16 protein-coding genes are annotated in these 22,688 nt (G+C 71.5%); 10 read left to right on the top strand and 6 right to left on the bottom strand.

The genetic code is table 11. The features are described from left to right. From P1J78_RS19960 to P1J78_RS19940, 5 genes are all read right to left on the bottom strand, one after another. A partial coding sequence (locus P1J78_RS19960) for a sodium:calcium antiporter (protein ID WP_275569156.1) occupies positions 1-898 on the bottom strand: 898 nt, incomplete at its 3' end. Further along, on the bottom strand, positions 895-2,724 hold the full coding sequence (locus P1J78_RS19955; protein ID WP_275569155.1) for an acetyl-CoA hydrolase/transferase C-terminal domain-containing protein: 1,830 nt from the start codon (positions 2,722-2,724) through the stop codon (positions 895-897). The genes P1J78_RS19960 and P1J78_RS19955, both read right to left, overlap by 4 nt. A gap of 3 nt (positions 2,725-2,727) precedes the next feature. After that, positions 2,728-4,803, bottom strand: a complete 2,076-nt coding sequence (locus tag P1J78_RS19950) for a 3-hydroxyacyl-CoA dehydrogenase NAD-binding domain-containing protein (protein ID WP_275569154.1) — start codon at positions 4,801-4,803, stop codon at positions 2,728-2,730. Then, positions 4,803-6,086 carry an acetyl-CoA C-acetyltransferase gene (locus P1J78_RS19945; protein WP_275569153.1) on the bottom strand — a complete coding sequence of 428 codons (1,284 nt, stop codon included), beginning with the start codon at positions 6,084-6,086 and terminating at the stop codon, positions 4,803-4,805. The genes P1J78_RS19950 and P1J78_RS19945 overlap by 1 nt, the downstream gene beginning before the upstream one ends. Next, a complete protein-coding gene (locus P1J78_RS19940) occupies positions 6,083-8,332 on the bottom strand; it encodes an acyl-CoA dehydrogenase (protein WP_275569152.1) in 2,250 nt (749 codons plus the stop codon). Before P1J78_RS19940 ends, P1J78_RS19945 begins: the two co-directional genes overlap by 4 nt. Positions 8,333-8,444: 112 nt before the next feature. On the opposite strand from P1J78_RS19940, the gene P1J78_RS19935 reads away from it, so the two are divergent. From P1J78_RS19935 to P1J78_RS19905, 7 genes are all read left to right on the top strand, one after another. Continuing rightward, positions 8,445-10,382: an aconitate hydratase gene (locus P1J78_RS19935; RefSeq protein ID WP_275569151.1), complete on the top strand. Its 1,938-nt coding sequence runs from the start codon at positions 8,445-8,447 to the stop codon at positions 10,380-10,382. A 71-nt stretch (positions 10,383-10,453) separates the two neighbouring features. After that, positions 10,454-11,800, top strand: coding sequence for an NAD(P)/FAD-dependent oxidoreductase (locus P1J78_RS19930; RefSeq protein ID WP_275569150.1), 1,347 nt, complete (start codon positions 10,454-10,456; stop codon positions 11,798-11,800). 280 nt (positions 11,801-12,080) lie between these two features. Then, on the top strand, positions 12,081-13,142 hold the full coding sequence (locus P1J78_RS19925) for a Hint domain-containing protein (protein WP_275569149.1): 1,062 nt from the start codon (positions 12,081-12,083) through the stop codon (positions 13,140-13,142). Positions 13,143-13,289: 147 nt separating this feature from the next. Continuing rightward, positions 13,290-13,910: a 30S ribosomal protein S4 gene (gene rpsD / locus P1J78_RS19920; protein WP_275569148.1), complete on the top strand. Its 621-nt coding sequence runs from the start codon at positions 13,290-13,292 to the stop codon at positions 13,908-13,910. 421 nt (positions 13,911-14,331) lie between these two features. Continuing rightward, positions 14,332-15,417, top strand: a complete 1,086-nt coding sequence (gene hisC / locus P1J78_RS19915; protein WP_275569147.1) for a histidinol-phosphate transaminase — start codon at positions 14,332-14,334, stop codon at positions 15,415-15,417. Continuing rightward, positions 15,414-16,334: a prephenate/arogenate dehydrogenase family protein gene (locus tag P1J78_RS19910; protein WP_275569146.1), complete on the top strand. Its 921-nt coding sequence runs from the start codon at positions 15,414-15,416 to the stop codon at positions 16,332-16,334. Before hisC ends, P1J78_RS19910 begins: the two co-directional genes overlap by 4 nt. Further along, the gene (locus tag P1J78_RS19905) at positions 16,331-17,497 is read left to right on the top strand and encodes an extensin-like domain-containing protein (protein WP_275569145.1); all 1,167 of its coding nucleotides are present in this window, start codon (positions 16,331-16,333) and stop codon (positions 17,495-17,497) included. The genes P1J78_RS19910 and P1J78_RS19905 overlap by 4 nt, the downstream gene beginning before the upstream one ends. 302 nt (positions 17,498-17,799) lie before the next feature. On the opposite strand, the gene P1J78_RS19900 is transcribed toward P1J78_RS19905, so the two are convergent. After that, the gene (locus P1J78_RS19900; RefSeq protein WP_275569144.1) at positions 17,800-18,582 is read right to left on the bottom strand and encodes a DUF2125 domain-containing protein; all 783 of its coding nucleotides are present in this window, start codon (positions 18,580-18,582) and stop codon (positions 17,800-17,802) included. 69 nt (positions 18,583-18,651) lie between these two features. Here P1J78_RS19900 and P1J78_RS19895 point away from each other — a divergent pair, with 69 nt between their 5' ends. From P1J78_RS19895 to P1J78_RS19885, 3 genes are all read left to right on the top strand, one after another. Continuing rightward, the gene (locus tag P1J78_RS19895) at positions 18,652-19,200 is read left to right on the top strand and encodes a gamma-glutamylcyclotransferase (RefSeq protein ID WP_275569143.1); all 549 of its coding nucleotides are present in this window, start codon (positions 18,652-18,654) and stop codon (positions 19,198-19,200) included. Positions 19,201-19,274: 74 nt separating this feature from the next. Beyond that, on the top strand, positions 19,275-20,465 hold the full coding sequence (locus P1J78_RS19890) for a biopolymer transporter ExbB (RefSeq protein WP_275569142.1): 1,191 nt from the start codon (positions 19,275-19,277) through the stop codon (positions 20,463-20,465). Between the two features lie 4 nt (positions 20,466-20,469). Then, positions 20,470-22,688: hypothetical protein (locus P1J78_RS19885; protein WP_275569141.1), on the top strand; the 2,219-nt coding region annotated here is incomplete at its 3' end.

Genomic DNA, 22,688 nt, shown 5'->3' with positions numbered 1-22,688 from the left:
GTGCTGACATGAAACATCCTCCTGAACAGGATGAATCACAAACAGTCCCACAAGGGAATCCCCCGCGACTCAGGGTTGCCCCGAAATGCTCTAGGATGTTGGTCCCGAAGATGTCGCCGAAGGCCATGGCAAAGCGGCGCAGGCGAACGGCGGCAGTCAGCGCGGAGATCTCCGGCAGCGAGGTGGTGAAGCCCAGGAGCGTCGCGCCCAGAAAGGACGTGCCCAGCCCGGTCTGCTGCGCCAGCGCGTCGCCGGTGCGCGCCAGCGCGTAGCCCGCCGTGAGGATCAGCCCGGCGCAGAGCGCGGTGCGCCAGAGCGCGGCGGCCAGCGGCATCGGTTCGGCCGCTTCGCCGGTCACGTCGCGACGGCTGGGCAGGTCGGTGGGTTGCCAGCCGGCATGGCCGCGGCGTTCCTCGCCGACGACGACCCATAACAGCGCCGCGACCCCCGCGAACAGCCCGAAGGTCCAGGCCCCGGCGCCCAACAGCGCCACGTCGCCGACCGTCACCGCCACCGCCACGCCGATCAGCACGATCGCCCCGAACAGGCCCTGCAGCAGCACGACGGGCTTGCCGGTCACGAAGGACAGCGCCCGGCCGCCGAGGATCCAGTCGCCGATGGCCAGGATCACCACCTGCAGCGCGATCGAGCCCAGGAGGTTGTTGACCCCCAGCGCCGCCTCGCCGGTGAGCCCGGCGCTGACCGACACCGCTACTTCGGGCAGCGACGTGATGCCGCCGAGGATGATCGTGCCGGCGAAGAGCGAGCCGATGCCCGTGCGCTCCGAGATCGCGTCCGCCGCCTCGGTCAGCGTGGTGCCGGCCCACCAGATCACCGCCGCGGCCACGGCGAAGACGCCGAGGTTGACCGGCAGGGACAGGGCCGTCAGGTCGATCATCGCCGGGTCTTGCGCAGCGCGCCGCGCAGGGCGAGGGTCCGGAGCCTCTGTTTCCAGCCCGCGGACGCGTCGAGCTCCAGCCGGGCCAGCGCCTCGGTCTCCTCCGGCGACGCCGGGCGCAGCCCTTCCAGCACATAGGGCGCCAGCGCGCGCTTGGCGCCGCCGGCCTCCTTCAGCAGCGACAGCGCGCGCAGCAGGCGGGCCTCGGTGTCGGTGAAATCGGTGCCGAAGGGAAACGCGGGCAGGCGGGGGCGGAACGGCGCGATCCAGCCGCGCAGGGCGGCGGGCGTGTTGGTGCGCGCGGCGGCGGGGATCTCGTAATCCTTGGCGATCTTGCCGGCCGCCTGCGCCTGTTTCAGAAGGCCCGGCTGGAACCGCGCATCCGCCACCTCCAGCATCGCGGCGATCACCTCGGCGTCGCTCTTGCCGCGCAGATCGGCGATGCCGTACTCGGTGACCACGATGTCGCGCATGTGGCGGGGCACGGTGACATGGCCGTAGGACCAGACGATGTTGCTCTCGGTCTTGCCGCGCCGCGTGCGGGTCGCCGGCAGCGCGATGATCGAGCGGGCGTCCTTCAGCGCGAAGGCCTGTTCGACGAAGTTGAACTGCCCGCCCACGCCGCTGACGACCTGCCCGTCCTCGGTGGCGTCCGAAACCGCCGCGCCCAGCAGCGTCGCCTTCATCGCGGTGTTGACGAAGCGGGCGCCCTGGCGGGCGGCGCGCTTCTCCGCCTCGTCGCCGTAGAGCGAATTGGTGAAGGAGACGGGCTCCATCGCGATCCGGTCGCGGCGCTCGGCCGGCATCTCGCGCAGGCGGCGGTAGAAGTCGCGGGTCTCGACGAAGAACCCGGCATGGATCGCCGCGCCCGCGACCTCGCGGCGGATCACGCCCGCCTCGTAGAGCTGCAGGATGCCCTCGACCAGCATCTCGGTGACGGCGTAGAGGCCGGTCTCGAACGGCCCGTCCTCGGCAAATCGTTCGCCGGTTGCGAAGGGACAGGCGGCCTGGATGTCGGCGATCTCGACCCGCGACCGCAGGAGCAGCGCCTGCGCCACGGCGTCGCCCAGCGAGCCGATGCCGATCTGCAGCGTGCCGCCGTCGGGCACCAGGCGCGAGACATGCAGGCCGATGGCGTGCTCGGCATCGCTGACGGGCATCCGGACGGCCGAGAACAGCTCGAACGGCTCGGGCGGGTCCAGCAGGAAGGCGGCCTCGTCCGTTGGCATCCGCGCGGTGCCGCGCATCGGCGGCAGTTCGGGGTTCAGCTCGGCCGCGACGACGAAGTCCTGCGCGCCGTTGCGGCGCATCTCCAGGAGATCGGCGGAAATGTCGGTGTTGCAGGACAGACTCAGCCCGTCCTCCAGCGGCGCCACGAGCTGCGCCAGCAGGTTCGGGCGGCGCTCGGCCAGCACGTCCAGCGCGTGGGTGTAGTTGGCCGAGACATAGGCCTGCTGCATCCAGGCATTGCCGAGCCAGCGGCCCGCCATCAGGAAGAACTCGACCACCTCGATGTTGTCCGGCAGCGTGCCGTCATGCAGCCAGCGGGCATAGTCGATCCGCGGATAGGCCCCGAACAGCCGTTCGCGCGCCGGTTCCATCAGCGCGCGCGCCATCGGGTCGGACGGCTCCGGCGGCTCCAGCGTGAGCGCGGTGAAGATGGTCAGGTGCAGCGACGGGTCGTCGGCCACCAACCGCGTCAGCGCGTTGACCAGCGTGACCGGCTTGCCCAGGCCCAGGGGCAGGGCCAGCCGGATCTCGGGGCCCACGCGCTCCACGATGGCGCGGGCCAACTGGTCGGCGTCGTCGCTGCGCAGCGGGGCCATGGATCAGGTCAGGCGCGTCCAGCCCGCATCGGGGCGGAACCGCGGGCCGTGCGTCTCCGCCAGCGCCTCCAGCCGCTCGCGCACCGCCTCGGCGCCGCGGTCCTGCGCATAGTGCAACGGCCCGCCGCGGAACGGGGCGAAGCCGGTGGCGAAGATCATCGCGCCGTCGATCTCGTCCGCGCTGCGGGCCACCTCGGCGCGCAGGCAGGTCACGCAGGCGTCGCAGAGCGGCAGGATCAGCCGGTCGGTCAGGTCCTCGGGGCCGTCCCCGTCGCCGTCGCCCGGGTCGGGCGCCCCGTCCGACCAGTCGTAGAAGCCCTGCCCGGCCTTCTTGCCGGTGTTCCCCTTTTCGACCATCTCGCGCAGGCGCGCGGGGATCTCCGGCAGCGGCTTGTCCAGTTGCCCCTGAAGGCTTTCGGCCACGTCCAGGCAGATATCCAGCCCCACCTGATCGGCCAGCGTCACCGGCCCCATCGGCATGCCGAAGCGCAGCGCGGCGCGGTCGATGACCTCCTTCGGCACGCCCTCTTCCATCAGCACCAGCGCTTCCATCAGGTAGGGCACCAGCGCGCGGTTCACCAGGAAGCCCGGCGCGTCGGCGACACGGGCGGGCAGCCGGTCGATCTCGGTGCAGAAGGCGGCGAGGCGGTCGAGCGTGTCGCCATCCGTACCGTCGTGGCCCACCACCTCGACCAGCTGCATCTTCGAGACCGGGTTGAAGAAATGCAGCGCGGCGAAGCGCTGCGGCCCCGTCACGCCCGTCGCCAGATCCGACAGCGACAGGCTGGAGGTGTTGCTGGCCAGGATGGCATCCGCCCGCATCGTCTCGGCCAGTTCGGCATAGACCTTGCGCTTCAGCTCCGCATCCTCCGGCAGCGCCTCGATCACCAGATCGGCCCGGCCCGCGCCATAGCCCTTCGGGTCCGGCATCATCCGGTCCAGCGCGTCGCGGGTTTCGGCGGAACTCAGATGCGCGCCCTTGCAGACCTCCCCGGCGGTGCGCACGGCCCGGCCCAGCGCCTCGGTCGACACGTCCGCCAGCGTCACCCGCTTGCCCTGCACGGCGGCCCAGGCGGCGATCTCGGCGCCCATCTCGCCGGCGCCCACCACGTGGACCCGCGCGATGCCGCTGTCGCCCGCGCCGGCCTTCTTCAGCGTCTGGCGCAGGAAGAAGGCGCGGATCAGGTTGCGGGCCGCGTCGGTCTCCAGCAGCTTCGCGAAAGAGGCGATCTCGGCCTCCTGCATCTTCTTGCGGTCGCCGCCATGCTCTTCCCAGATGTCGATCAGGCGGTGCGGCGCCGGGTAATGCGCCTTCGGCGCCTTGTCCTCGGTCTGCGACCGCATCCGCCGGGCGGCGAGGCTGCGGGCGGTGCCGATCTCGAACGCGATGCCGCGAAGCCCGCGGTCGCGCGACGCCTCGCTCTTGGCCATCGCCTGCACGGCCGCGCGCACATGCCGTTCCTCGGTCACCTCGTCGGCGATGCCCAGTTTCTTCGCTTTCTTGGTATGTGCCGTCTTGCCGGTCAGCATCAGCGTCATCGCCGCATCCGGCGCGATCAAGCCGGTCAGCCGGAACGTGCCGCCGAGGCCGGGATGCAGGCCCAGCCGCACCTCGGGGAACCCGAAGGAGGCGCCGTCCAGCGCGAGGCGCCGGTCGCAGGCGAGCGCCAGTTCGAACCCCGCGCCCAGCGCGGCGCCGTGCACCACGGCGACGGTCGGACACTCCAGCGCCTCCAGCCGGTCCAGCACCGCGTGACCCCGGCGCAGGAGGTCTTCCGCCGCGCCGGGATCCATGTCCGACAGCGACCCGATATCGGCGCCCGCCGAGAAGCCGCCGGGCTTGGCCGAGCGGATGACCAGCGCTTTGGGCCTGTCCGCCTCCAGCTCCGCGAGCCTGTCGTCCAGTTCGCGCAGCACCGCCTCGGACACGGTGTTGGTGCCCGTCTCCGGCACGTCCAGCACCAGCCAGGCGATGCCGTCCGCGTCGCGCGCCATGCGCCAGTTGCCCTTGCGCTCGGCCGCCTGCGCGGGGCCCAGCTCCAGCCGCGTCTCTCCCAGATAGTCCAGCACGTCCCCCATCAGACCGCCTCCAGCATCATCGCGCCGCCCTGGCCGCCGCCGATGCATTCGGTGGCGATCCCGCGCGCGGCCTCGCGGCGCTTCATCGCATTGGCCAGGTGCAGCACGATCCGGTTGCCGCTGGTGCCCACCGGATGGCCCACGGCGATGGCCCCGCCGTCGACGTTCAGCCGGTCCTGCGGCACCTCGCCGAAGGCGCCGTCGAGCCCCAGCACCTCGCGGCAGAACCCCTCGTCCTGCCAGGCTTCGAGGCAGGCCAGCACCTGCGCCGCGAAGGCTTCGTTGATCTCCCACAGCCCGATCTCGTCGCGCGACATCCCCAGCCGCTGCATCATCGCGGTGACGCACAGCACCGGGCCAAGGCCCATCACGGCGGGGTCCAGCGCCGACCATTCGCTGTCGGTGATCTTCGCCAGGGGCGTCAGCCCGTGTCTCTCCACGGCCTCCTCGGAGGCCAGCAGCACCCAGGACGCGCCGTCGGTGATCTGCGAGGCGTTGCCCGGCGTCACCTTGCCGTGCGGCCGCTCGAAGGCCGGCTTGATCCCCGCCAGCGTTTCCATGTCGCTGTCGGGCCGCACCCCGTCGTCGCGGTCATAGGCGTCGCCGTCGCGCGAGAAGGCCGGCTCCACCTCGGTGTCCAGCCAGCCCTCCTGCCGCGCGCGGTCGAGCCGCTTGTGGCTTTCCAGCGCATAGGCGTCGGCGGCCTCGCGGCCGATGCCGAAGCGATAGGCCAGCACCTCGGCCGTCTGGCCCATGTTCAGCGTGCTGATCGGGTCGGTCAGGCCGCGTTCCAGCCCGACGATGGGCTTCAGGTATTCGGGCCGGATCTTCGTCAGCAGCTTCGCCCGCTCCGCCAGCCCGCCGGCCTGCGCCATCTCGCCCATCCAGGCGGCGGCCTCCTCGCGCAGGACCAGCGGCGAGTGGCTCAGCGCCTCCGCGCCGCCGGCCAGCACCATCTCCTGATGCCCGTCCTGGATATAGCGGAAGGCGGTGTCGATCGACTGCATCCCCGAGCCGCAATTGATCTGCACGGTGAAGGCGACCTGATCGTCGCCCATCCCCAGCCGCAGCGCGGCGACGCGGGCGGGATTCATCTCGTCGGCGATCACGTTGACGCAGCCCAGGATGACGAGGTCGATATCCTCCGGCCCGAACGGCTGCCGCGCCAGCAAGGGCCGCCCGGCCTGCACGGCCAGATCCACCGGAGTGAACGGCCCGGGCTTGCCGCGGGCCTTGATGAACGGCGTGCGCGCGCCGTCGACGAGGTAGACGGGTCGTGTCATTCGGCAGCCTCCCTTGCGGCGTCGGGTGCGGTGTTGGCGTGGCGGTAATAGGCGGTCAGCTCCTCGGGCGAGAAATCGTCGACCCGCACGACCTCTGCGACGGCGGCGTCGGCTTCGGCCAGCCGCGCGCGGTCGGCCTCGGTGATCAGGCCGGCCTCGACGCCCTCGTCCGGCGTCTTCTCCGCCTCGCGCAGTTTCTTGCGCAGCGGCTCGACCTCGGTGACCAGCGCGTAGGTGTCGTTCAGCAGCCGGATCCCGTCGCGGGCGCAGCCCTCGAACATCCGACCGGTGATCCGGTCGCGGGTCTCGGAGGGGTCGTAGATCAGCTCGGCGCAGGTCGCCGTCAGCGTGTCGTCCGGCGCGCGGCCATAGGCGCCCGGCCGGGCGAGAATGCGAACCACACCGGGGATCAGCCATCCCGGCAGGTTGGCGACCACCTCGTCCAGGCTGCGCCCGATCCGGTGGAACGCGCGGCGCGCGTTGTAGTCGACCAGCGGGAAATCCGCCTCGGGCCGGCCGTCGTCCTGCCAGCGCTTCAGCACGGCCGACAGGAAATACAGCTCGGACAGCGCGTCGCCCAGGCGGGCCGAGATCATCTCGCGCCGCTTCAGGTCGCCGCCCAGCGACAGGAACGCCGCCTCGACCGTCAGCGCGAAGGCGGCCGCCCAGCGCGACGCCGCGCGGTAGATCGGCGTGGCCTTGCCGGCCTCCGGCGCCGGGCCCAGCCGCGCGCCGCTCCAGGCCCGAACAGTCGCCCGGCCGGCATTCTTCAACACATGCCCGGCATGACGCCAAAAGTGTTTGTCGAAGGCGTCGAGCGACGCCGCCTCGTCGTCATTCTCCAGCGCCCGTATCTCGTCCAGCAGATGCGGATGCGCCCGGATCGCCCCCTGCCCGAAGATGATCAGCGAGCGGGTGAGGATATTCGCCCCCTCCACCGTGATCCCGATGGGCAGCGCCTTGTAGAGCGGCGACAGGTAGTTCAGCGGCCCGTCGATCACCGCCTTGCCCGAATGCACGTCCATCGCGTCGTTCAGCGCGTCGCGCATGGAATAAGTCGCGTTGGCCTTTATGATCGCCGAGATCACCGCCAGCTTGCGCCCCTCGTCCAGCCCGGCGCAGGTCAGCGTTCGCGCCGCGTCCAGCCGGTAGGCGGCTGCGGCGAGCCGGGCCATCGGCTCCTGCACGCCGCCGAACTTGCCGATGGGCAGGCCGAACTGCTGGCGCATCCGGGCATAGGCGCCGGTGGTGTGGGCCGACAGCGCCGTGGCGGCGGCCGACAGCGAGGGCAGCGAGATGCCGCGCCCGGCGGCCAGCGCCGCCATCAGCATCTCCCAGCCGCGGCCGGCATTCTCCGGCCCGCCGATGATGTTGTCGAGCGGGATGAACACGTCCTCGCCCGAGACGGGCCCGTTCTGGAACATCGTGTCCGACGGGATATGCCGCCGCCCGCGTTCCACCCCCGGCAGGTCGGCGGGGACCAGCGCGCAGGTGATGCCGTGGTCCTTCGTACTCCCCAGCAATCCGTCGGGATCGCGCAGCCGGAACGCCAGCCCCAGCACGGTGCAGACCGGCGCCAGGCTGATATAGCGCTTGGAGAAATTCAGCCGGATGCCGGTGACCTCCTCGCCCTGCCACGTGCCTTTGCAGACGACCCCCTCGTCCACCATCGCGGCGGCGTCCGACCCGGCCTCCTCGCTGGTCAGGCCGAAGGCCGGCAGTTCCCGCCCGTCGGCCAGCCGCGGCAGCCAGTGGTCCTGCTGCGCCTCGGTCCCGAACTGCAACAGCAGCTCGCCCGGGCCGAGCGAATTGGGCACCATCACCGTCACCGCGGCCACGATGGAGCGGGTGGAGATCAGCCGCACCACCTCGGAATGCGCATAGGCCGAAAAGCCCAGCCCGCCATGCGCCTCGGGGATGATCATGCCGAAAAAGCGGTGCTTGCGCAAGAACGCCCAGACCTCGGGCGGCAGGCCGGCGAGCGACCGGTTGATCTCCCAGGCGTCCAGCATCGCGCACAGCTCGCGGCACGGCCCGTCGATGAAGGCCTGCTCCGCCTCGGTCAGCGCGGGCTTCGCCACGGCGCCCAGCTTGTCCCAGTCGGGGGTGCCGGTGAACAGCTCGGCCTCCCACCACACCTCGCCGGCGTCGATCGCCGCGGCCTCGGTCTCGGACAGGCCCGGCAGCGCCTTTCGCGCCCAGCGATGGATCGGCCGGGTGACCCGCCGCTTTCTGAAGTCGCCCATGTGCTCCTTGCTCCTTACTGGCCTAACGCCGCGCGGGGCGCTTGCGTTCCGCCGGAACACCGCCGCGCCGGGATCGTTGGGATAGTACGTGGAGCAAAGGGGGGCCGCGACCATGCCGAACGTGACGCAGAAACTGATCGCCGCGCATCTGGCCGAGCCGGAGGACCTGCCCGCCCCGGGCGAGCAGATCGCGCTGACCATCGACCAGACCCTGACCCAGGACGCGACCGGCACGCTCGTCATGCTGGCGCTGGAAGCGTTCGACCCCGAGCGCGTCGCGACCGAGGTGTCGGTGCAATATGTCGACCACAACCTGTTGCAGGCCGACGAGCGCAACGCCGGCGACCACCGCTTCCTGCGCACCGCCTGCCAGCGCTATGGCCTGTGGTTCAGCCCGCCCGGCAACGGCGTCAGCCACCCGCTGCACATGACCCATTTCGGCCGCCCCGGCGCGACGCTTCTGGGCTCCGACAGCCACACGCCGGCCTCCGGCGCCCTGGGCATGCTGGCGATGGGCGCGGGCGGTATCGACGTGGCGCTGGCCATGCTGGGCGAGCCGGTGCGCCTGAAGATGCCCGAGGTCTGGGGCGTGCGGCTGACCGGCGCGCTGCCCGACTGGGTCAGCGCCAAGGACGTGGTGCTGGAGATGCTACGCCGGCACGGCGTGCGCGGCGGGCTGGGCCGGGTCATCGAGTATCACGGCCCCGGCCTCGACGGCCTGACCGCGATGGACCGCCACGTCATCGCCAACATGGGCACCGAGCTGGGCGCCACAACCACGGTCTTTCCCTCCGACGAAACCGTGCGCGAATTCCTGGCCGCCCGCGGCCGCGGCGACGACTGGGCCGAGATCGGGGCCGATGCCGACGCCACCTACGACGTGGAAGAGGAGATCGACCTGTCCACGCTGGAGCCGCTGATCGCCACCCCCTCCAGCCCGGGCAACGTGGTGCCGGTGCGCGAGGTGGCGGGCGAGCCCATCGCGCAGTCCTATGTCGGCTCGTCGGCCAATCCGGGGTTCCGCGATTTCGCCGTCGTCGCCGAGATCCTTCGCGACAGGACCGTCGCGCCCGGCGTGTCGCTCGACATCAACCCGACCTCGCGGGACGACCTGCGCGACCTGTCCGCCGGCGGCCAGCTCGCCGCGCTGCTGGGCGCGGGGGCGCGGCTGCACCAGGCGGGCTGCAACGGCTGCATCGGCATGGGCCAGGCCCCGGCCGTGGGCCGCAACAGCCTGCGGACCGTCCCGCGCAACTTCCCCGACCGCTCGGGCACGCCCGACGACAGCGTGTTCCTCTGCAGCCCCGAGACCGCCGCCGCCTCGGCCCTGACCGGTCGCATCACCGATCCGCGCGATCTGGACCGCGACTGCCCCGCCATCGCGCCGCGCCCGACGCCGACCGCCCAGCGCGACCAGTTCCACGCGCCGCCCGACGCTCAGGACGCCCGGGAGATCGAGATCGCCAAGGCGCCGCATATCGCCGCCATTCCGAAATTCGACGAGCTGCCCGACCGGCTGGAGCCGGCGGTGCTGCTGGCGCTGGGCGACGACATCTCCACCGACGAGATCCTGCCCGCCGGCGCCGAGATCCTGCCCTATCGCAGCAACATCCCGGAAATCTCCCGTTTCGCCTTTCGCGTCGTCGACGACAGCTATCCGGCGCGCGCGGAGGAGGTCCGCGACGACGGCGGCCACGTCATCGTCGCCGGCGAGAATTACGGCCAGGGCTCCAGCCGCGAGCATGCGGCCATCGCCCCGCGCTATCTGGGCCTGCGCGCCGTCCTGGCCCGCTCCTTCGCGCGCATCCACCGGCAGAACCTGGTGAATTTCGGCGTGCTGCCTTTGACCTACGACAGCGACGCCGCACCGCCCGAGCAGGGCGATACCCTGCGGCTGACCGGCCTGCACGACGCGCTCGCCGCGCGGACGCCGGTCACGGCCGAGACCGGCTCGGGCCATCGCCTGACCCTGCAGCCCGCGCTCGGCGCCCGGGAGGCCGAGATCGTGCGCGCCGGGGGCGTCGTGAACTGGTACAGGCAGGCGGCCTGACGCGGCACGGACGACCTTTCGCCCGCCGCGGGTTCGTGGTCTAGGTTCGGGCAAAACACAGGACCACGCCCATGATCCCCTTCCCGATCGGCGAGACCAGCCCCGTCGAACACCCCGGCCCGCTGCCGGAGGCCGCCGACGTGGTGGTCGTCGGCGCCGGCGTGGCGGGCGTGTGCAGCGCGCTGTTCCTGGCGCGGCAGGGCTTGCGGGTCGTGCTGGTCGAGAAGGGCCGCCTCGCGGGCGAGCAGTCGTCGCGCAACTGGGGCTGGATCCGGCAACAGGGGCGCGACCCCGACGAGCTGCCGATCATGGTCGAGGCGCGGCGGCTGTGGCAGGAGCTGGCGCAGCAGTCGGGCGAGGATTTTGGGCTGGTCGAGGGCGGCGTCACCTACCTCGCCGAAAGCGCCAAGGACATGGCCGATTTCGAGGCGTGGCTGCCCCATGCGCGGGCCAACGACGTCGACTCGCACCTGATGTCGCCCGAGGAGGTGCGCCGGATGATCCCCGAGATGGCCAAGGGCTATCACGGGGCGCTGCGCACGCCCTCGGACATGCGCGCCGAGCCGTGGCTGGCCGTCCCGGCGCTGGCACGGCTGGCGGCGCGCGAGGGCGTGACCGTCGTCGAGACCTGCGCGGCGCGGGCGCTGGAGATCAGCGCGGGGCGCGTGGCCGGCGTTGTGACCGAGCAGGGCACGGTGCGGGCGGACCAGGTTCTGGTGACCGGCGGCGCCTGGTCGTCGCTGTTCCTCAGGGCGCATGGCGTGGCGCTCCCGCAGCTCAGCGTGCGCGCCACCGCGGCGGCGACGGAGCGGCTGCCACAGGTCCACGAGGGCGGCGCCGCCGAGGACGGCGTCGCGTTCCGGCGGCGGCAGGACGGCGGCTATACCCTGGCCGCGGGCGGCTACCACGACCTGTTCATCGGGCCGGACGCCTTCCGCAACCTGATCCGGTATCTGCCCGTGCTGGGCGAGCATCCGTTCAAGACCCGCTATCATGTCGCCGCGCCGAAGGGCTATCCCGATGCCTGGGGCACTCCGCGCCGCTGGGCCGCGGACGAGGTCTCGCCCTTCGAGCGCATCCGCGTGCTGAACCCGGCGCCGAGCCGGGCGCTGGCCCGCAAGTTCACCGCCCGCTTCGCCGCGCTGTTTCCGGAGTTCGGCGAGATCCGGCTGCGCGCGCTCTGGGCGGGGATGATCGACATGATGCCCGACGTGGTGCCGGTGCTGGGGCCGGCCGAGGCCGTGCCGGGCCTGTGGATCGGCACCGGGCTCAGCGGGCACGGCTTCGGCATCGGGCCGGGCGTGGGCCGGGTGCTGGCCGACATGATCGCCGGCAACGCGGCAGGGCACGAGGTGGCGCGGTTCCGCCTGTCGCGCTTCACCGACGGCACCCGGATCCGCCCCGGCCCGGCGCTCTGACGCTGTGGCCCGGCGGTCGCGGCACCGCTATCGCGTGACGATCGGGGGCGAGACGGGGGCGCCGGGGTGCTCGGCGCACTGGCAGGGCGAGCGGGCGGCCGTGTTCTACGGCGCGACCTGGCTCGGCCCCGCGTTCGAGGCGCAGGGATCGGGGCAGATTGTGGGATCTGTGCGACTCGACATCGCTTTCTGAACCCGACTGTTTACAGCATCTTAACAATGCAACGGGCCTCTGGCAGGCTGCCTGTCACAAAAAGAACGAATGGCAGGCAGACAGGCAATGACGACGGGCTTTCGTGGCACGTTCGTCCTCTCTTGGGCGCAGACCGAGCTGGACGGTCTGACGGGCGCTCCGGTGCAACTGCTGGCGGTCGGCGCCAGCTGGCAATGGCGCGGAGACCCCGCGCGGATCGACGGACCGGGCGACGTTCTGGTGCTGGGCGACGCCGAAGAGGTGACGAACCTTCGCAGACATGCCTCCAAGGCGGCGCGCCGCCTGATGGGCGAGCCGGAGACCGGGCAGGCGCTGCCCGAGCCGGACGATCCGGTGCTGGACAGCGGGTTCTCGGTGACCGACGGGCTGCACCGCTACACCGCGACGCTCGTGGAGCGGGCGGGCAAGCCGCCCCTGTGCATGTTCCTCGACAGCCTGCCGCCGAAGGGCCAGGAGCTGTGGATCACGCATGTGACGAGCGGCACGTCGCACCCGCACCGCACCGGCGACCTGACGCCGCAGGTGATCTGCTTCACCCCCGACACGCGCATCGCGACCGAGCACGGCGCGGTTCCGGTGCGCGATCTGGCCGAGGGCGACCGGGTTCTGACCAAGGACGACGGACCGCAGGCGATCCGCTGGATCGGCCGGCGCCGGATGAGCGGCGCGCGGCTCTACACCATGCCGGAACTGCGGCCGATCCGCATCCGCGCCGGCGCCGTCGGCATGGAGGTGCCGGACGACGACCTGCTGGTCTCGCCGCAGCACCGGATGCTGGTGAAAGGGCCGATGGCGCAGACGCTCTACGGCGAGGCGGAGGTGCTGGTCGCGGCGCGCGACCTGCTGAACGACGCCTCGATCCATGTCGACCGGCGGCTGCGCGAGGTGACCTACGTGCATCTGCTGCTGGACCGGCATTCGGTCGTCTTCGCCAACGGGCTGGAGACCGAAAGCTTCCACCCGGCGTCGATGGCGCTCGACGCGATGGATCCGGGGCAGGTCGCCGAGCTGGCCGAGCGGGTGCCGGGGATCGACCGGAACCCGTGCCTCTATGGCGGGTTCGCGCGGCGGATGCTGGACCCGTCCGAGGCGGCGATCCTGCAATACGCTGCCCGCCGGGGGCATTGACACCCCGGCCGGGGCGGGTATAAGCGCGGCTTCCCGGACCGGAGACGGCCGGGATCATCATTGGTGTTGGTGGCCCCCGCAAGGGGATGCCTGTCGCCCGCAAGGGAGAGGACAACGCCCTTCGACACGCAAGAAGGAGATCAGACGGTGAGCAAACGCACCTCTGCCAAGTACAAGCTCGACCGCCGGATGGGCGAAAACATCTGGGGTCGTCCGAAATCCCCGGTCAACCGCCGCGAATACGGCCCCGGCCAGCACGGCCAGCGCCGCAAGGGCAAGATGTCCGACTTCGGCCTGCAGCTGCGCGCCAAGCAGAAGCTGAAGGGCCATTACGGCGACCTGACCGAAAAGCAGTTCCGCCGCATCTACGCCGAGGCCGAGCGGGTCCGCGGCGACACCGGCGAGCTTCTGATCGGCCTTCTGGAGCGCCGGCTCGACGCCGTCGTCTACCGCGCCAAGTTCGTGCCGACCGTCTTTGCCGCGCGGCAGTTCGTGAACCACGGCCATATCCTGGTGAACGGCAAGCGGGTGAACATCCCCAGCTACCGCGTCAAGGAAGGCGACGTCATCGAGGTCCGCGAGAAGTCCAAGCAGCTGGCCATCGTGCTGGAATCGGTGCAGCTGCCCGAGCGCGACGTGCCGGACTATATCGAGGCCGACCATTCCAAGATGACCGCCACCTTCGTGCGGACCCCGGCGCTGGGCGACGTGCCCTATGCCGTGCAGATGGAACCGCACCTCGTCATCGAATTCTACGCGCAGAACTGATCGTCTGCGCCGATCCGGATCGAAGGGGCCGCGCCTGTGGGCGCGGCCCTTTTTCGTTCGTGCCCCCGGCGACATGGGCCGCCCCGCGACGCGGAGCCGCCGCGCCGGGACCGGGCGATGCCCCGTCGCGCGAGCGGTGGGTTAACACTTTGTTATGAAACGCAAAATGTTTCGCGCGCGAAACATCTGCCCCGGGCGCGAGTGGCGGCCGGAACCTCCGCGCGCCGATCCGGCGGCCTTGCGGGCGGCGGCGGCGGGATGTGCGTATTTGGAACGAGAAGAAGCCAGGGGCCGGGCGCGGGTGTCTCACCGGGTCTCGAAATGACTTCGATACTCCGACGGCGACTGACCGGTGACGTTCGCGGGTGGCGTTGGCGGGGCGCGGCGGATATGAGGGCGCGGACCAAGGAGAGCCCGCGCCATGACCGGCATCACACCGCAACCCGGGATTCTGGACATCGAGCTGTATGTCAGCGGCCAGTCCAGCATCGCCGGGCGGGAGGACGCGCTGAAGCTGTCCTCGAACGAGAACCCATTCGGCCCCAGCCCGAAGGCGGTGGAGGCGCTGCGCCGGTCGGCGCACGAGCTGCATCGCTATCCCTCGACCGATCACGGCGCGCTGCGCGCGGCGATCGGCGAGGTCCACGGGCTGGACCCCGACCGGATCGTCTGCGGCGTGGGCTCGGACGAGATCATCCATTTCCTGTGCCAGGGCTATGCCGGGCCGGGGGACGAGGTGGTCTACACCGAGCACGGCTTTTCCATGTACCGGATCTCGGCGCTGGCGGCGGGCGCGACGCCGGTCGTCGCGCCGGAGCGGGAGCGGGCGGTCGACGTCGACGCGCTGCTGGCGGCCTGCACCGCGCGCACGAAGCTGGTGTTCATCGCCAACCCGGCGAATCCGACGGGCACGATGATCGGCGGCGACGCGCTGGCGCGGCTGGCCGACGGGGTGCCGGAGGGCGCGATCCTGGTGCTGGACGGGGCCTATGCCGAGTTCGCGGACGGTTATGACGGCGGCGCGGCGCTGGCCGAGGGGCGCGAGAACGTGGTGATGCTGCGCACCTTCTCCAAGCTCTACGGGCTGGGCGGGATGCGCGTGGGCTGGGGCTACGGGCCGCGGGCGATCGTCGATGTGCTGACCCGGATCCGCGGGCCGTTCAACCTGTCGGGCCCGGCGCTGGCGGCGGCGGAGGCGGCGGTGCGCGACCGGGCGTTCGTTGCGAAATGCCTGGCCGAGAACGCGCGGATGCGGGCCTGGCTGGCCGAGGCGCTGGCGGCCCGCGGCGTGCCCTCGGACCCGTCGAGCGCGAATTTCGTGCTGGCGCGCTTTGCCGATGCGAAGGAGGCCGAGGCCTGCGACGCCTGGCTGAAGGAGGCCGGGATCATCGTGCGGCGCGTCGGCGGCTACGGCCTGCCGCACTGCCTGCGGATCACGGTGGGCGACGAATCCGCCTGCCGCCGGGTCGCGCATGCCATCGGACAGTTCAGGGAGGCGCGCGGATGAGCGTGATCTACGACCGCGTCGCGCTGATCGGGCTGGGGCTGATCGCCGGCTCCATGGGGTTGGCGATGCGCCGCGACGGGCTGGCGCGCGAGATCGTCGGCACGGCGCGCTCGGCGGAGACGCGGGACGTGGCGGTGGAGCTGGGCCTGTGCGACCGGGTGACGGAGACGGCGGCCGAGGCGGTCGAGGGCGCGGACCTCGTGGTGCTGGCGGTGCCGGTGGGCGCGATGGGCCGCGTGGCGCAGGAGATCGCGCCGCATCTGAAGCGGGGCGCCGTGGTGACCGACGTGGGGTCGGTGAAACGGGCCGTGCTGGAGGGCGTCGGGCCGCACCTGCCGGAGGGCGTGCATTTCGTGCCGACCCACCCGATGGCGGGGACCGAGCATTCCGGCCCGCATGCCGGCTTCGCCGAGCTGTTTCAGAACCGCTGGTGCCTGATCGTGCCGCCCGAGGGCGCGGACGAGACGGAAATCGCCCGGCTGGAAAGGTTCTGGCAAGCCCTGGGTGCGCATACCGAGCGGATGGACGTGGAGCATCACGATCTGGTTTGCGCGGTGGTCAGCCACATTCCGCACCTGATCGCCTACACGATGGTGGGCGTGGCCGACGACCTGCGGCGCGTCTCGGACCAGGAGGTCATCAAGTTCTCGGCCGCCGGCTTCCGCGACTTCACGCGGATCGCGGCGTCGGACCCGACGATGTGGCGCGACGTGTTCCTGACGAACAAGGAGGCGACGCTGGAAATCCTGGGCCGCTTCACCGAGGAGCTGTTCGCGCTGCAGCGGGCGATTCGCACGGGTGACGGCGACCAGCTGTTCGATTACTTTACCCACACCCGCGCGATACGACGGGGCATCATCGAGGCCGGCCAGGACACCGAGGCGCCGGACTTCGGTCGGGGGACGAAACAGAAATGATCTTGCGATTCAAGCTGTTGGCTGTGCTGCTCGGGCTGTCGGGCGGCGCCGCCTGGGCGTCGGCGCCCGAGATGTCGATGCTGCCCGAGGTGCGGCCGGACGGATCGGCGGAGGCGGTCGCGCCGGTGCCCGACGCGCGCCCCGCACCGCGGCCGGAGGACCTGGCGGCGGAGGTGAGCGACAATCCGCCGGAGGCCACAGAGACCCCCGAGACCCCCGAGACCCCGGTGATCGCCGAGGGCGACGCCGACCCGGAGCAGGCCGAGCTGATCGCCGAGGCGGCGGCTGCGGAGGCCGAGCCCGAAGCCGAAACCGAAACGGGGGTCGCGGTCAGCCGGGGGCTGGTGATGTCGCCCATGCCGCTGCCGCGGCCGGAGGTCGCCGTGATCGCCGAGGAGGACGTGGCGGATGCGCCCGCGGCGGAGGCCGCGGGGCTGGCGCGCTCGCCGCTGCCGGTGCCGCGGCCGCGGGTGGTGGTGCGGACACGGACGACGCCGCCGGCGCAGGACGGGCCGGAGCGGCTGGTGGCGGCCTCGTCCGGCGTGGTCTCGCCGGCGCCGCCGAAGCCGAAGGCCCGGCCGCGCGGGCTGCTGGCGGCGATCTTCCGGGCGCCGGACAAGCCGTCGAAATACCCGCGCGAAGGCTCGGTCTGCGGCGACCCGGCAATCCGGGGGCAGACGCTGCCGCCGATCGCCGCCCGGCTGCGGGGCTGCGGATTGGAGAACCCCGTGCGGGTGACGGCGGTGGACGGGGTTGCGCTGACGACGCCCGCGACGATCAGCTGCGAAACCGCCGGCGCGCTGCGCCGCTGGGTCTCCGGCGTGGTCAAGCCGGTGGTCGGCCGCACCGGCGGCGGGCTGGCGGCGCTGCGGGTGGCGGCGAGCTATTCCTGCCGGACGCGCAACAACATCCCCGGCGCGAAGATCTCCGAGCACGGGCGCGGCAAGGCGATCGACATCTCGGGCTTCGTGCTGAAGGACGGCGGCCTGATCACCGTGCTGAACGGCTGGCGCCACCGGGTGCAGGGGCCGATGCTGAAGGCGATGCACGCCAAGGCCTGCGGAACCTTCGGTACGGTGCTGGGGCCGCATGCGGACCGGCATCACCAGGATCACTTCCACCTGGACGTGGCGTCGCACGGCTACGGGCCCTATTGCCGGTAGCGCTCTTGTTCGAGCGGTGCGCGGACGGTCGGGCCGGGGTTTGCGTATTTGGAACGAGAAGAAGCCGGTGGGGCGGCGTGGACGTGGTGTGGCGCGGCTACGGGGCCTGTTGGCGGTCGCGGCCATGGGCGAGCGGTGCGCGGGCGGTTGTGCCGGGGTTTGCGTATTTGCAACGAGAAGAAGCCGGTGGGGCGGCGTGGACGTGGTGCCGTGCGGCTACGGGGCCTGTTGGCGGTCGCGGCCATGGGCGAGCGGTGCGCGGGCGGCCGGGCCGGGGTTTGCGTATTTGCAACGAGAAGACGTCATCGGGGCAGCGCGAAGAGGGGGAGGGGGCCCATGTCCTCGTCCGCGACGGTGATGCGGCCGCCGGTGAGTGTCAGGGTTAGCGGGTCGTCCGGCTGCGCCAGCGGGGCCAGCGCGTCGGCGGTCCGGGGCGGGATCAGCCCGGTGCGGGACAAAAGGTCGAGCGTCGCGGGCCAGTCGGTGGAATGCAGCCGCAGCGTGCCCGCGGGGCGGCCGCTTGCGTCGGGCGTCAGCACCCCCTCGGCATGGAGCGCGATCGCCGGGCCGTCGGGGCCGCGCAGCGCAGTGACGTCGAGGCCGAGTTCGGTGCCCTCCGCCCCGCTGCCGCGCGCCGCGATGAGCAGGGTTTCGGCGCGGGCCGACCAGCCGGCGCTGGAGGACAGGCGCAGCGCGTCGATGACGACGGACAGGCGGTCCGGCGCGCCGTCGGTGTAGACGACGCTGGCGCGGGCGCGCTCGGTCTCCATGTCGACGGTCTGCGCGGGCGTCGCCAGGGTCTGGCTGTCCGCCACGGCGACGATGTAGTGGCCGGGCCGGTAGCTGAGCCGCATGAGTTCCAGGACCGGTGCCGACCAGGTGACGTTACCGATGCGGAGCTCGGGCGCGGCGATGCGCGTGTCGAAGCGGTTGGGAAACCCCGCGATCGAGACCGCGTCGGCCCGCGCGCCGTCGGTCCGGCCGATCCAGTCGCGGATGGCGGCGACCTCGCGGCCCGAGCCGATCCACCACCAGCCCGACCAGGCGGCGGCGGCGACAAGGAGTGCTCCAATCAGCAGGCGCATCGGCTGGCCCCTTTGACCCTCGTGTCAGACCGGTGTTTATAGGGCGCGATCGGGAAAGGGGCCAGGGATATGGAAAATTCGCCGCTCTGGGTGTTCGGCTACGGCTCGCTGATGTGGAACCCGGGCTTCGACTACGAGGAACGGGTGCTGGCCACGCTGCCGGGCTATGCGCGCACCTTCTGCATGTGGTCGATCCACCACCGCGGCACGCCGGAGAAACCGGGGCTGGTGCTGGCGCTGGACCCGCACGAGGACGAGGAATGCCACGGGCTGGGCTTCTCGGTGCGCCCGGCGCTGAAGCTGCAGGTGCTGGACTACCTGCGCGAGCGCGAGCTGATCTCGTCGGCCTATGTCGAGAAATTCCTGCCGCTGAAGTTGGCCGACGGCCGCGAGGTCGAGGCGGTGGTCTATGTCGTCGACACCGACCACGTGCAGTATACCGGCGCGCTGGAACTGGAGCGGCAGGCGCAGGTCATCGCCGGCGCCACCGGCGGGCGCGGGCCGAATACCGAGTATCTCTACAACACCCAGGCCCACCTGGACGAGCTGGGCATCGAGGATGCCGACCTGCGCTGGCTGGCGCAAAGGGTACGGTCGCTGAGCGATTCGGGGATGTGAACCGGCGGGTGTTGGCACTTGCAGCAAACGCACCTATTCTCCGGCCGTCATAGCTAAAGCCCCGAAAGGCCCATATGGATCAAGCGGATCGCGAGGCCGAACCGTATTTCTCACAGCCCGTGCGCCAGATCGTTCTGATGATCGTGGTTCTCGGGCTCGTCGGATTCGGGGCCTATATCGCCTATCCCCGCGTGGCGCCCGTCTTCCTGGCCAACCCGTGGCTGAACGGCTTCATCCTGGCGGTCTTCGTCTTCGGCATCCTCGCCTGTTTCTGGCAGGCGATCACGCTGGTGCGCGCGGTGAACTGGATCGTGGGCTTCGCCGGCGGCGACCCGGAGGTCCGGCGCAGCCACGCGCCGCGCATCCTGGCGCCGCTGGCCGCGCTGCTGAAGGGCCGCGACCGGCGGATGCAGATCAGCGCGGCCTCGTCGCGGTCGATCCTGGACTCGGTCGCCACCCGCATCGACGAATTGCGCGACATCACGCGCTATATCACCAACCTGTTGATTTTCCTGGGTCTTCTGGGTACGTTCTACGGCTTGGCCACGACCGTTCCGGCGGTGGTGGACACCATCCGCTCGCTGGCGCCGCAGGGCGGCGAGAGCGGGATCGAGGTGTTCAACCGCCTGATGACGGGGCTGGAGGCGCAGCTGGGCGGGATGGGCGTGGCCTTTGCCTCGTCGCTGCTGGGCCTGGCGGGGTCGCTGGTGGTGGGGCTTCTGGAGCTGTTCGCGAGCCACGGGCAGAACCGGTTCTACCGCGAGCTGGAGGAATGGCTGTCCACGATCACGCGGCTGGGCTTTTCCTCGGGCGACGACGGGGCGACGACCGAGCAGGACGCGGTGGTCGCGGTGCTGGAGCACATGGACCGGCAGATGGAGGGCATGCGCGAGATGTTCGTGCAGTCCGACGTCAGCCGGGCGATGGTGGACGAGCGTCTTGGCTCGCTGTCGGAGTCGATCGACCGGATGGTGACGCGGCTCGACCGCGAGGATGCCAGCACGGCGGTTTTGTCGCAGATCGCCGACAGCCAGCAGCGGCTGATCGAGGTGCTGGAGAACCAGGCGGCGCAGGGCGGCAGCCACGTGGATGCCGAAAGCCGGATGCGGCTGCGCTCGATCGACGTGCAGCTTCTGCGCATCCTCGAAGAGATGTCCGCCGGCCGGCAGGAGAGCACGGTGAACCTGCGCCAGGACCTGGCCGTGCTGACCCAGGCGGTGCGCGATCTGACCGCCGAGGCCGAGGCGGCGGAGCAGCGGGGCTGAGGCGATGGCACTGACCCGCAGATCGGTCAACCGCGTGTCGGGCAATATCTGGCCCGGCTTCGTCGACGCGATGACCGGCCTGCTGCTGGTGCTGATGTTCGTGCTGACGATCTTCATGATCGTGCAGTTCGTCCTGCAGGAGACGATCACCGGGCAGGAGAGCGAGCTGGACGAGCTGTCCGAGGAGGTCAACACGCTCGCCCGCGCGCTGGGGCTGGCGCAGGAGGAGAATGCCGCGCTGGAGGAGGAGGTCAGTTCGCTCGATTCCAGCCTGGCCGCGGCGCGCGCGGAAAGCGACCGCCAGGCCTCGCTGATCGCGGCGCTGCAGGCCGAGACGGCGCAGCAGGAGGAGGAGCTGGCCGCGCGGGCGGCGACGATCTCGGCGCTGGAGACGGAGACGGCCGGCCAGCAGGAAGAGCTCGCCGCCCGCGCCGAAACCATCGCGGCGCTGGAAGAGGAAACCGCCGGGCAGCAGGAGGAACTGGCAGCGCGGGCGGCCCGCATTGCCAGTTTCGAGGACCAGGTCGCCTCGCTTCTGGCCGAGCGCGACGCGGCGCGGGCCGAGGGCGCGGCGCTGGCCGCCGACCTGGCCGATCTGGAGGACGCGCAGGCGGAGCTGATCGACGAGCGCGAGGCGTTGCAGCTGGCGCTGGCGCAGGCGCGCGAGGAGATCGACGAACAGGCCGAGGCGGCGCGGCTGGCGGCGGCGCGGCGCGAGGCGCTGGACGCGCTGGTCGAGGACCTGCGGCGCCGGGTGTCCGAGCGCGACGAGTCGCTGGCCAACGCGCTGGCCCAGCTGGAAGGCGTCGAGGACGAGAATGCCGACCTGAACGACCGGCTGGCGTTGTTGCAGTCGGCGCTGAACCAGGAGCGGGCGACGCTGGCCTCGGCGCGGGACGAGGCGGCGAGCCTGGAAGAGCAGATCCTGTCGCTGCGCGAGAGCCTGACCGAGGCGGAAGACGAGCAGCAGGACACGCTGGCGCTGCTGGCCGAGCTGCGCGACCGGCTGGCCGCCGAGGAAGAGGCGGTGGCGGCGGCGGCGGAGCAGAACGAGACATTGGCCGCGCGGATCGCCCGGCTGGAGTCGGCGCTGTCGGAGCGCGACGCGGCGCTGGCCGAGCGGGAGAGCGAGGCGGAGGATCTGGCGGCGCGGATCGAGCGGCTGCAGGCGGAGCTGGCCGCGATGGACGCGGAGAGCACGGCGGAGACGGCGGATCTGAACGAGCGTCTGGCGGTGCTCCAGGCGGAGCTGTCGCAGGCGCGGACGGATCTGTCGCAGGCCCGGGCGGCGCGGAGCGAGGCCGAGGCGGCCGAGGCGGAGGCGGCCGGCGAGCGGGAGGATCTGACGGCGCGGCTGCTGGCGCTTCAGGCGGAATTCCTGGAGGAGAAGGAGACCCGGATCGAGGCGCTGGAGGCGGCGCAGACGCTGCGCGAGGAATTGCAGGCGGTGAATGCCGAGTTGACGGCCGAGCAGGCGGCCGCGGCGGCGCTTCAGGCGCGGCTCGACGAGATGGAGATCGCGCTGTCCGAGGAAGAGACGGCGCGGGTGGCCGACGCGGCGACGGTCGCGGCGCTGCAGCAGCGGCTGGCGGAGGTCGAGACCAGCCTGTCCGAAGAGGAACAGGCCCGGCTGGCACAGGCGGCGGCGGCCGAGGCGCTGAGATCCCGGGTGGCGGAGCTGGAGACCGCGCTGTCCGAGGAAGAGGCCGCGCGGCTGGCCGAGGAGGCGGCGGCGGAGACGCTGCGTACCCGGCTGTCGCAGCTGGAGACGACGCTGAACGAGACCGAGCGCGAGCGGCTGGCGCAGCTGGCCGCGGCGGAGGAGCTGCGCCGGTCGATGCAGGACATGGTCGACGAGTTGAGCAAGACCGACGCGGAGCGGCTGGCCCAGCAGGCGGCGCTGGAGGAGCTGCGGCGCGAGCTGGAGGCGGCGCAGACCGAACTGGACGAGGCCGAGGCGGCGCGGCTGGCGGAGGCGGCGGCGGTCGAGGAACTGCGCGCGCGGGTGTCGGAGCTGGAGACCGACCTGAGCGACGAGGAGGCGGCGCGGCTGGCCGAGGCGGCTGCGGCGGACCGGCTGCGTGAGCGGCTCGACGGGCTGGAAAGCGAGCTGTCGGCCGAAGAGGAGGCGCGGCTGGCCGAAGCGGCGGCGGCGGAGGCGCTGCGCGAGCGGCTGGCGGATGCCGATGCCGAGCTGTCGGCGATGACGCTGAACCTGGAGGA

Source organism: Psychromarinibacter sediminicola, from assembly GCF_029168335.1.
GTDB lineage: Bacteria > Pseudomonadota > Alphaproteobacteria > Rhodobacterales > Rhodobacteraceae > Psychromarinibacter > Psychromarinibacter sediminicola.
This window is presented reverse-complemented; position numbering and strand designations above follow the sequence as displayed.

Excerpts from the sequence above, each read along its gene's own strand:
- P1J78_RS19955 (WP_275569155.1), bottom strand. The coding sequence starts at position 2,724 with ATGGCCCCGCTGCGCAGCGACGACGCCGACCAGTTGGCCCGCGCCATC.
- P1J78_RS19950 (WP_275569154.1), bottom strand. The coding sequence starts at position 4,803 with ATGGGGGACGTGCTGGACTATCTGGGAGAGACGCGGCTGGAGCTGGGC.
- P1J78_RS19945 (WP_275569153.1), bottom strand. The coding sequence starts at position 6,086 with ATGACACGACCCGTCTACCTCGTCGACGGCGCGCGCACGCCGTTCATC.
- P1J78_RS19940 (WP_275569152.1), bottom strand. The coding sequence starts at position 8,332 with ATGGGCGACTTCAGAAAGCGGCGGGTCACCCGGCCGATCCATCGCTGG.
- P1J78_RS19935 (WP_275569151.1), top strand. The coding sequence starts at position 8,445 with ATGCCGAACGTGACGCAGAAACTGATCGCCGCGCATCTGGCCGAGCCG.
- P1J78_RS19930 (WP_275569150.1), top strand. The coding sequence starts at position 10,454 with ATGATCCCCTTCCCGATCGGCGAGACCAGCCCCGTCGAACACCCCGGC.
- P1J78_RS19925 (WP_275569149.1), top strand. The coding sequence starts at position 12,081 with ATGACGACGGGCTTTCGTGGCACGTTCGTCCTCTCTTGGGCGCAGACC.
- hisC (WP_275569147.1), top strand. The coding sequence starts at position 14,332 with ATGACCGGCATCACACCGCAACCCGGGATTCTGGACATCGAGCTGTAT.
- P1J78_RS19910 (WP_275569146.1), top strand. The coding sequence starts at position 15,414 with ATGAGCGTGATCTACGACCGCGTCGCGCTGATCGGGCTGGGGCTGATC.
- P1J78_RS19905 (WP_275569145.1), top strand. The coding sequence starts at position 16,331 with ATGATCTTGCGATTCAAGCTGTTGGCTGTGCTGCTCGGGCTGTCGGGC.
- P1J78_RS19900 (WP_275569144.1), bottom strand. The coding sequence starts at position 18,582 with ATGCGCCTGCTGATTGGAGCACTCCTTGTCGCCGCCGCCGCCTGGTCG.
- P1J78_RS19895 (WP_275569143.1), top strand. The coding sequence starts at position 18,652 with ATGGAAAATTCGCCGCTCTGGGTGTTCGGCTACGGCTCGCTGATGTGG.
- P1J78_RS19890 (WP_275569142.1), top strand. The coding sequence starts at position 19,275 with ATGGATCAAGCGGATCGCGAGGCCGAACCGTATTTCTCACAGCCCGTG.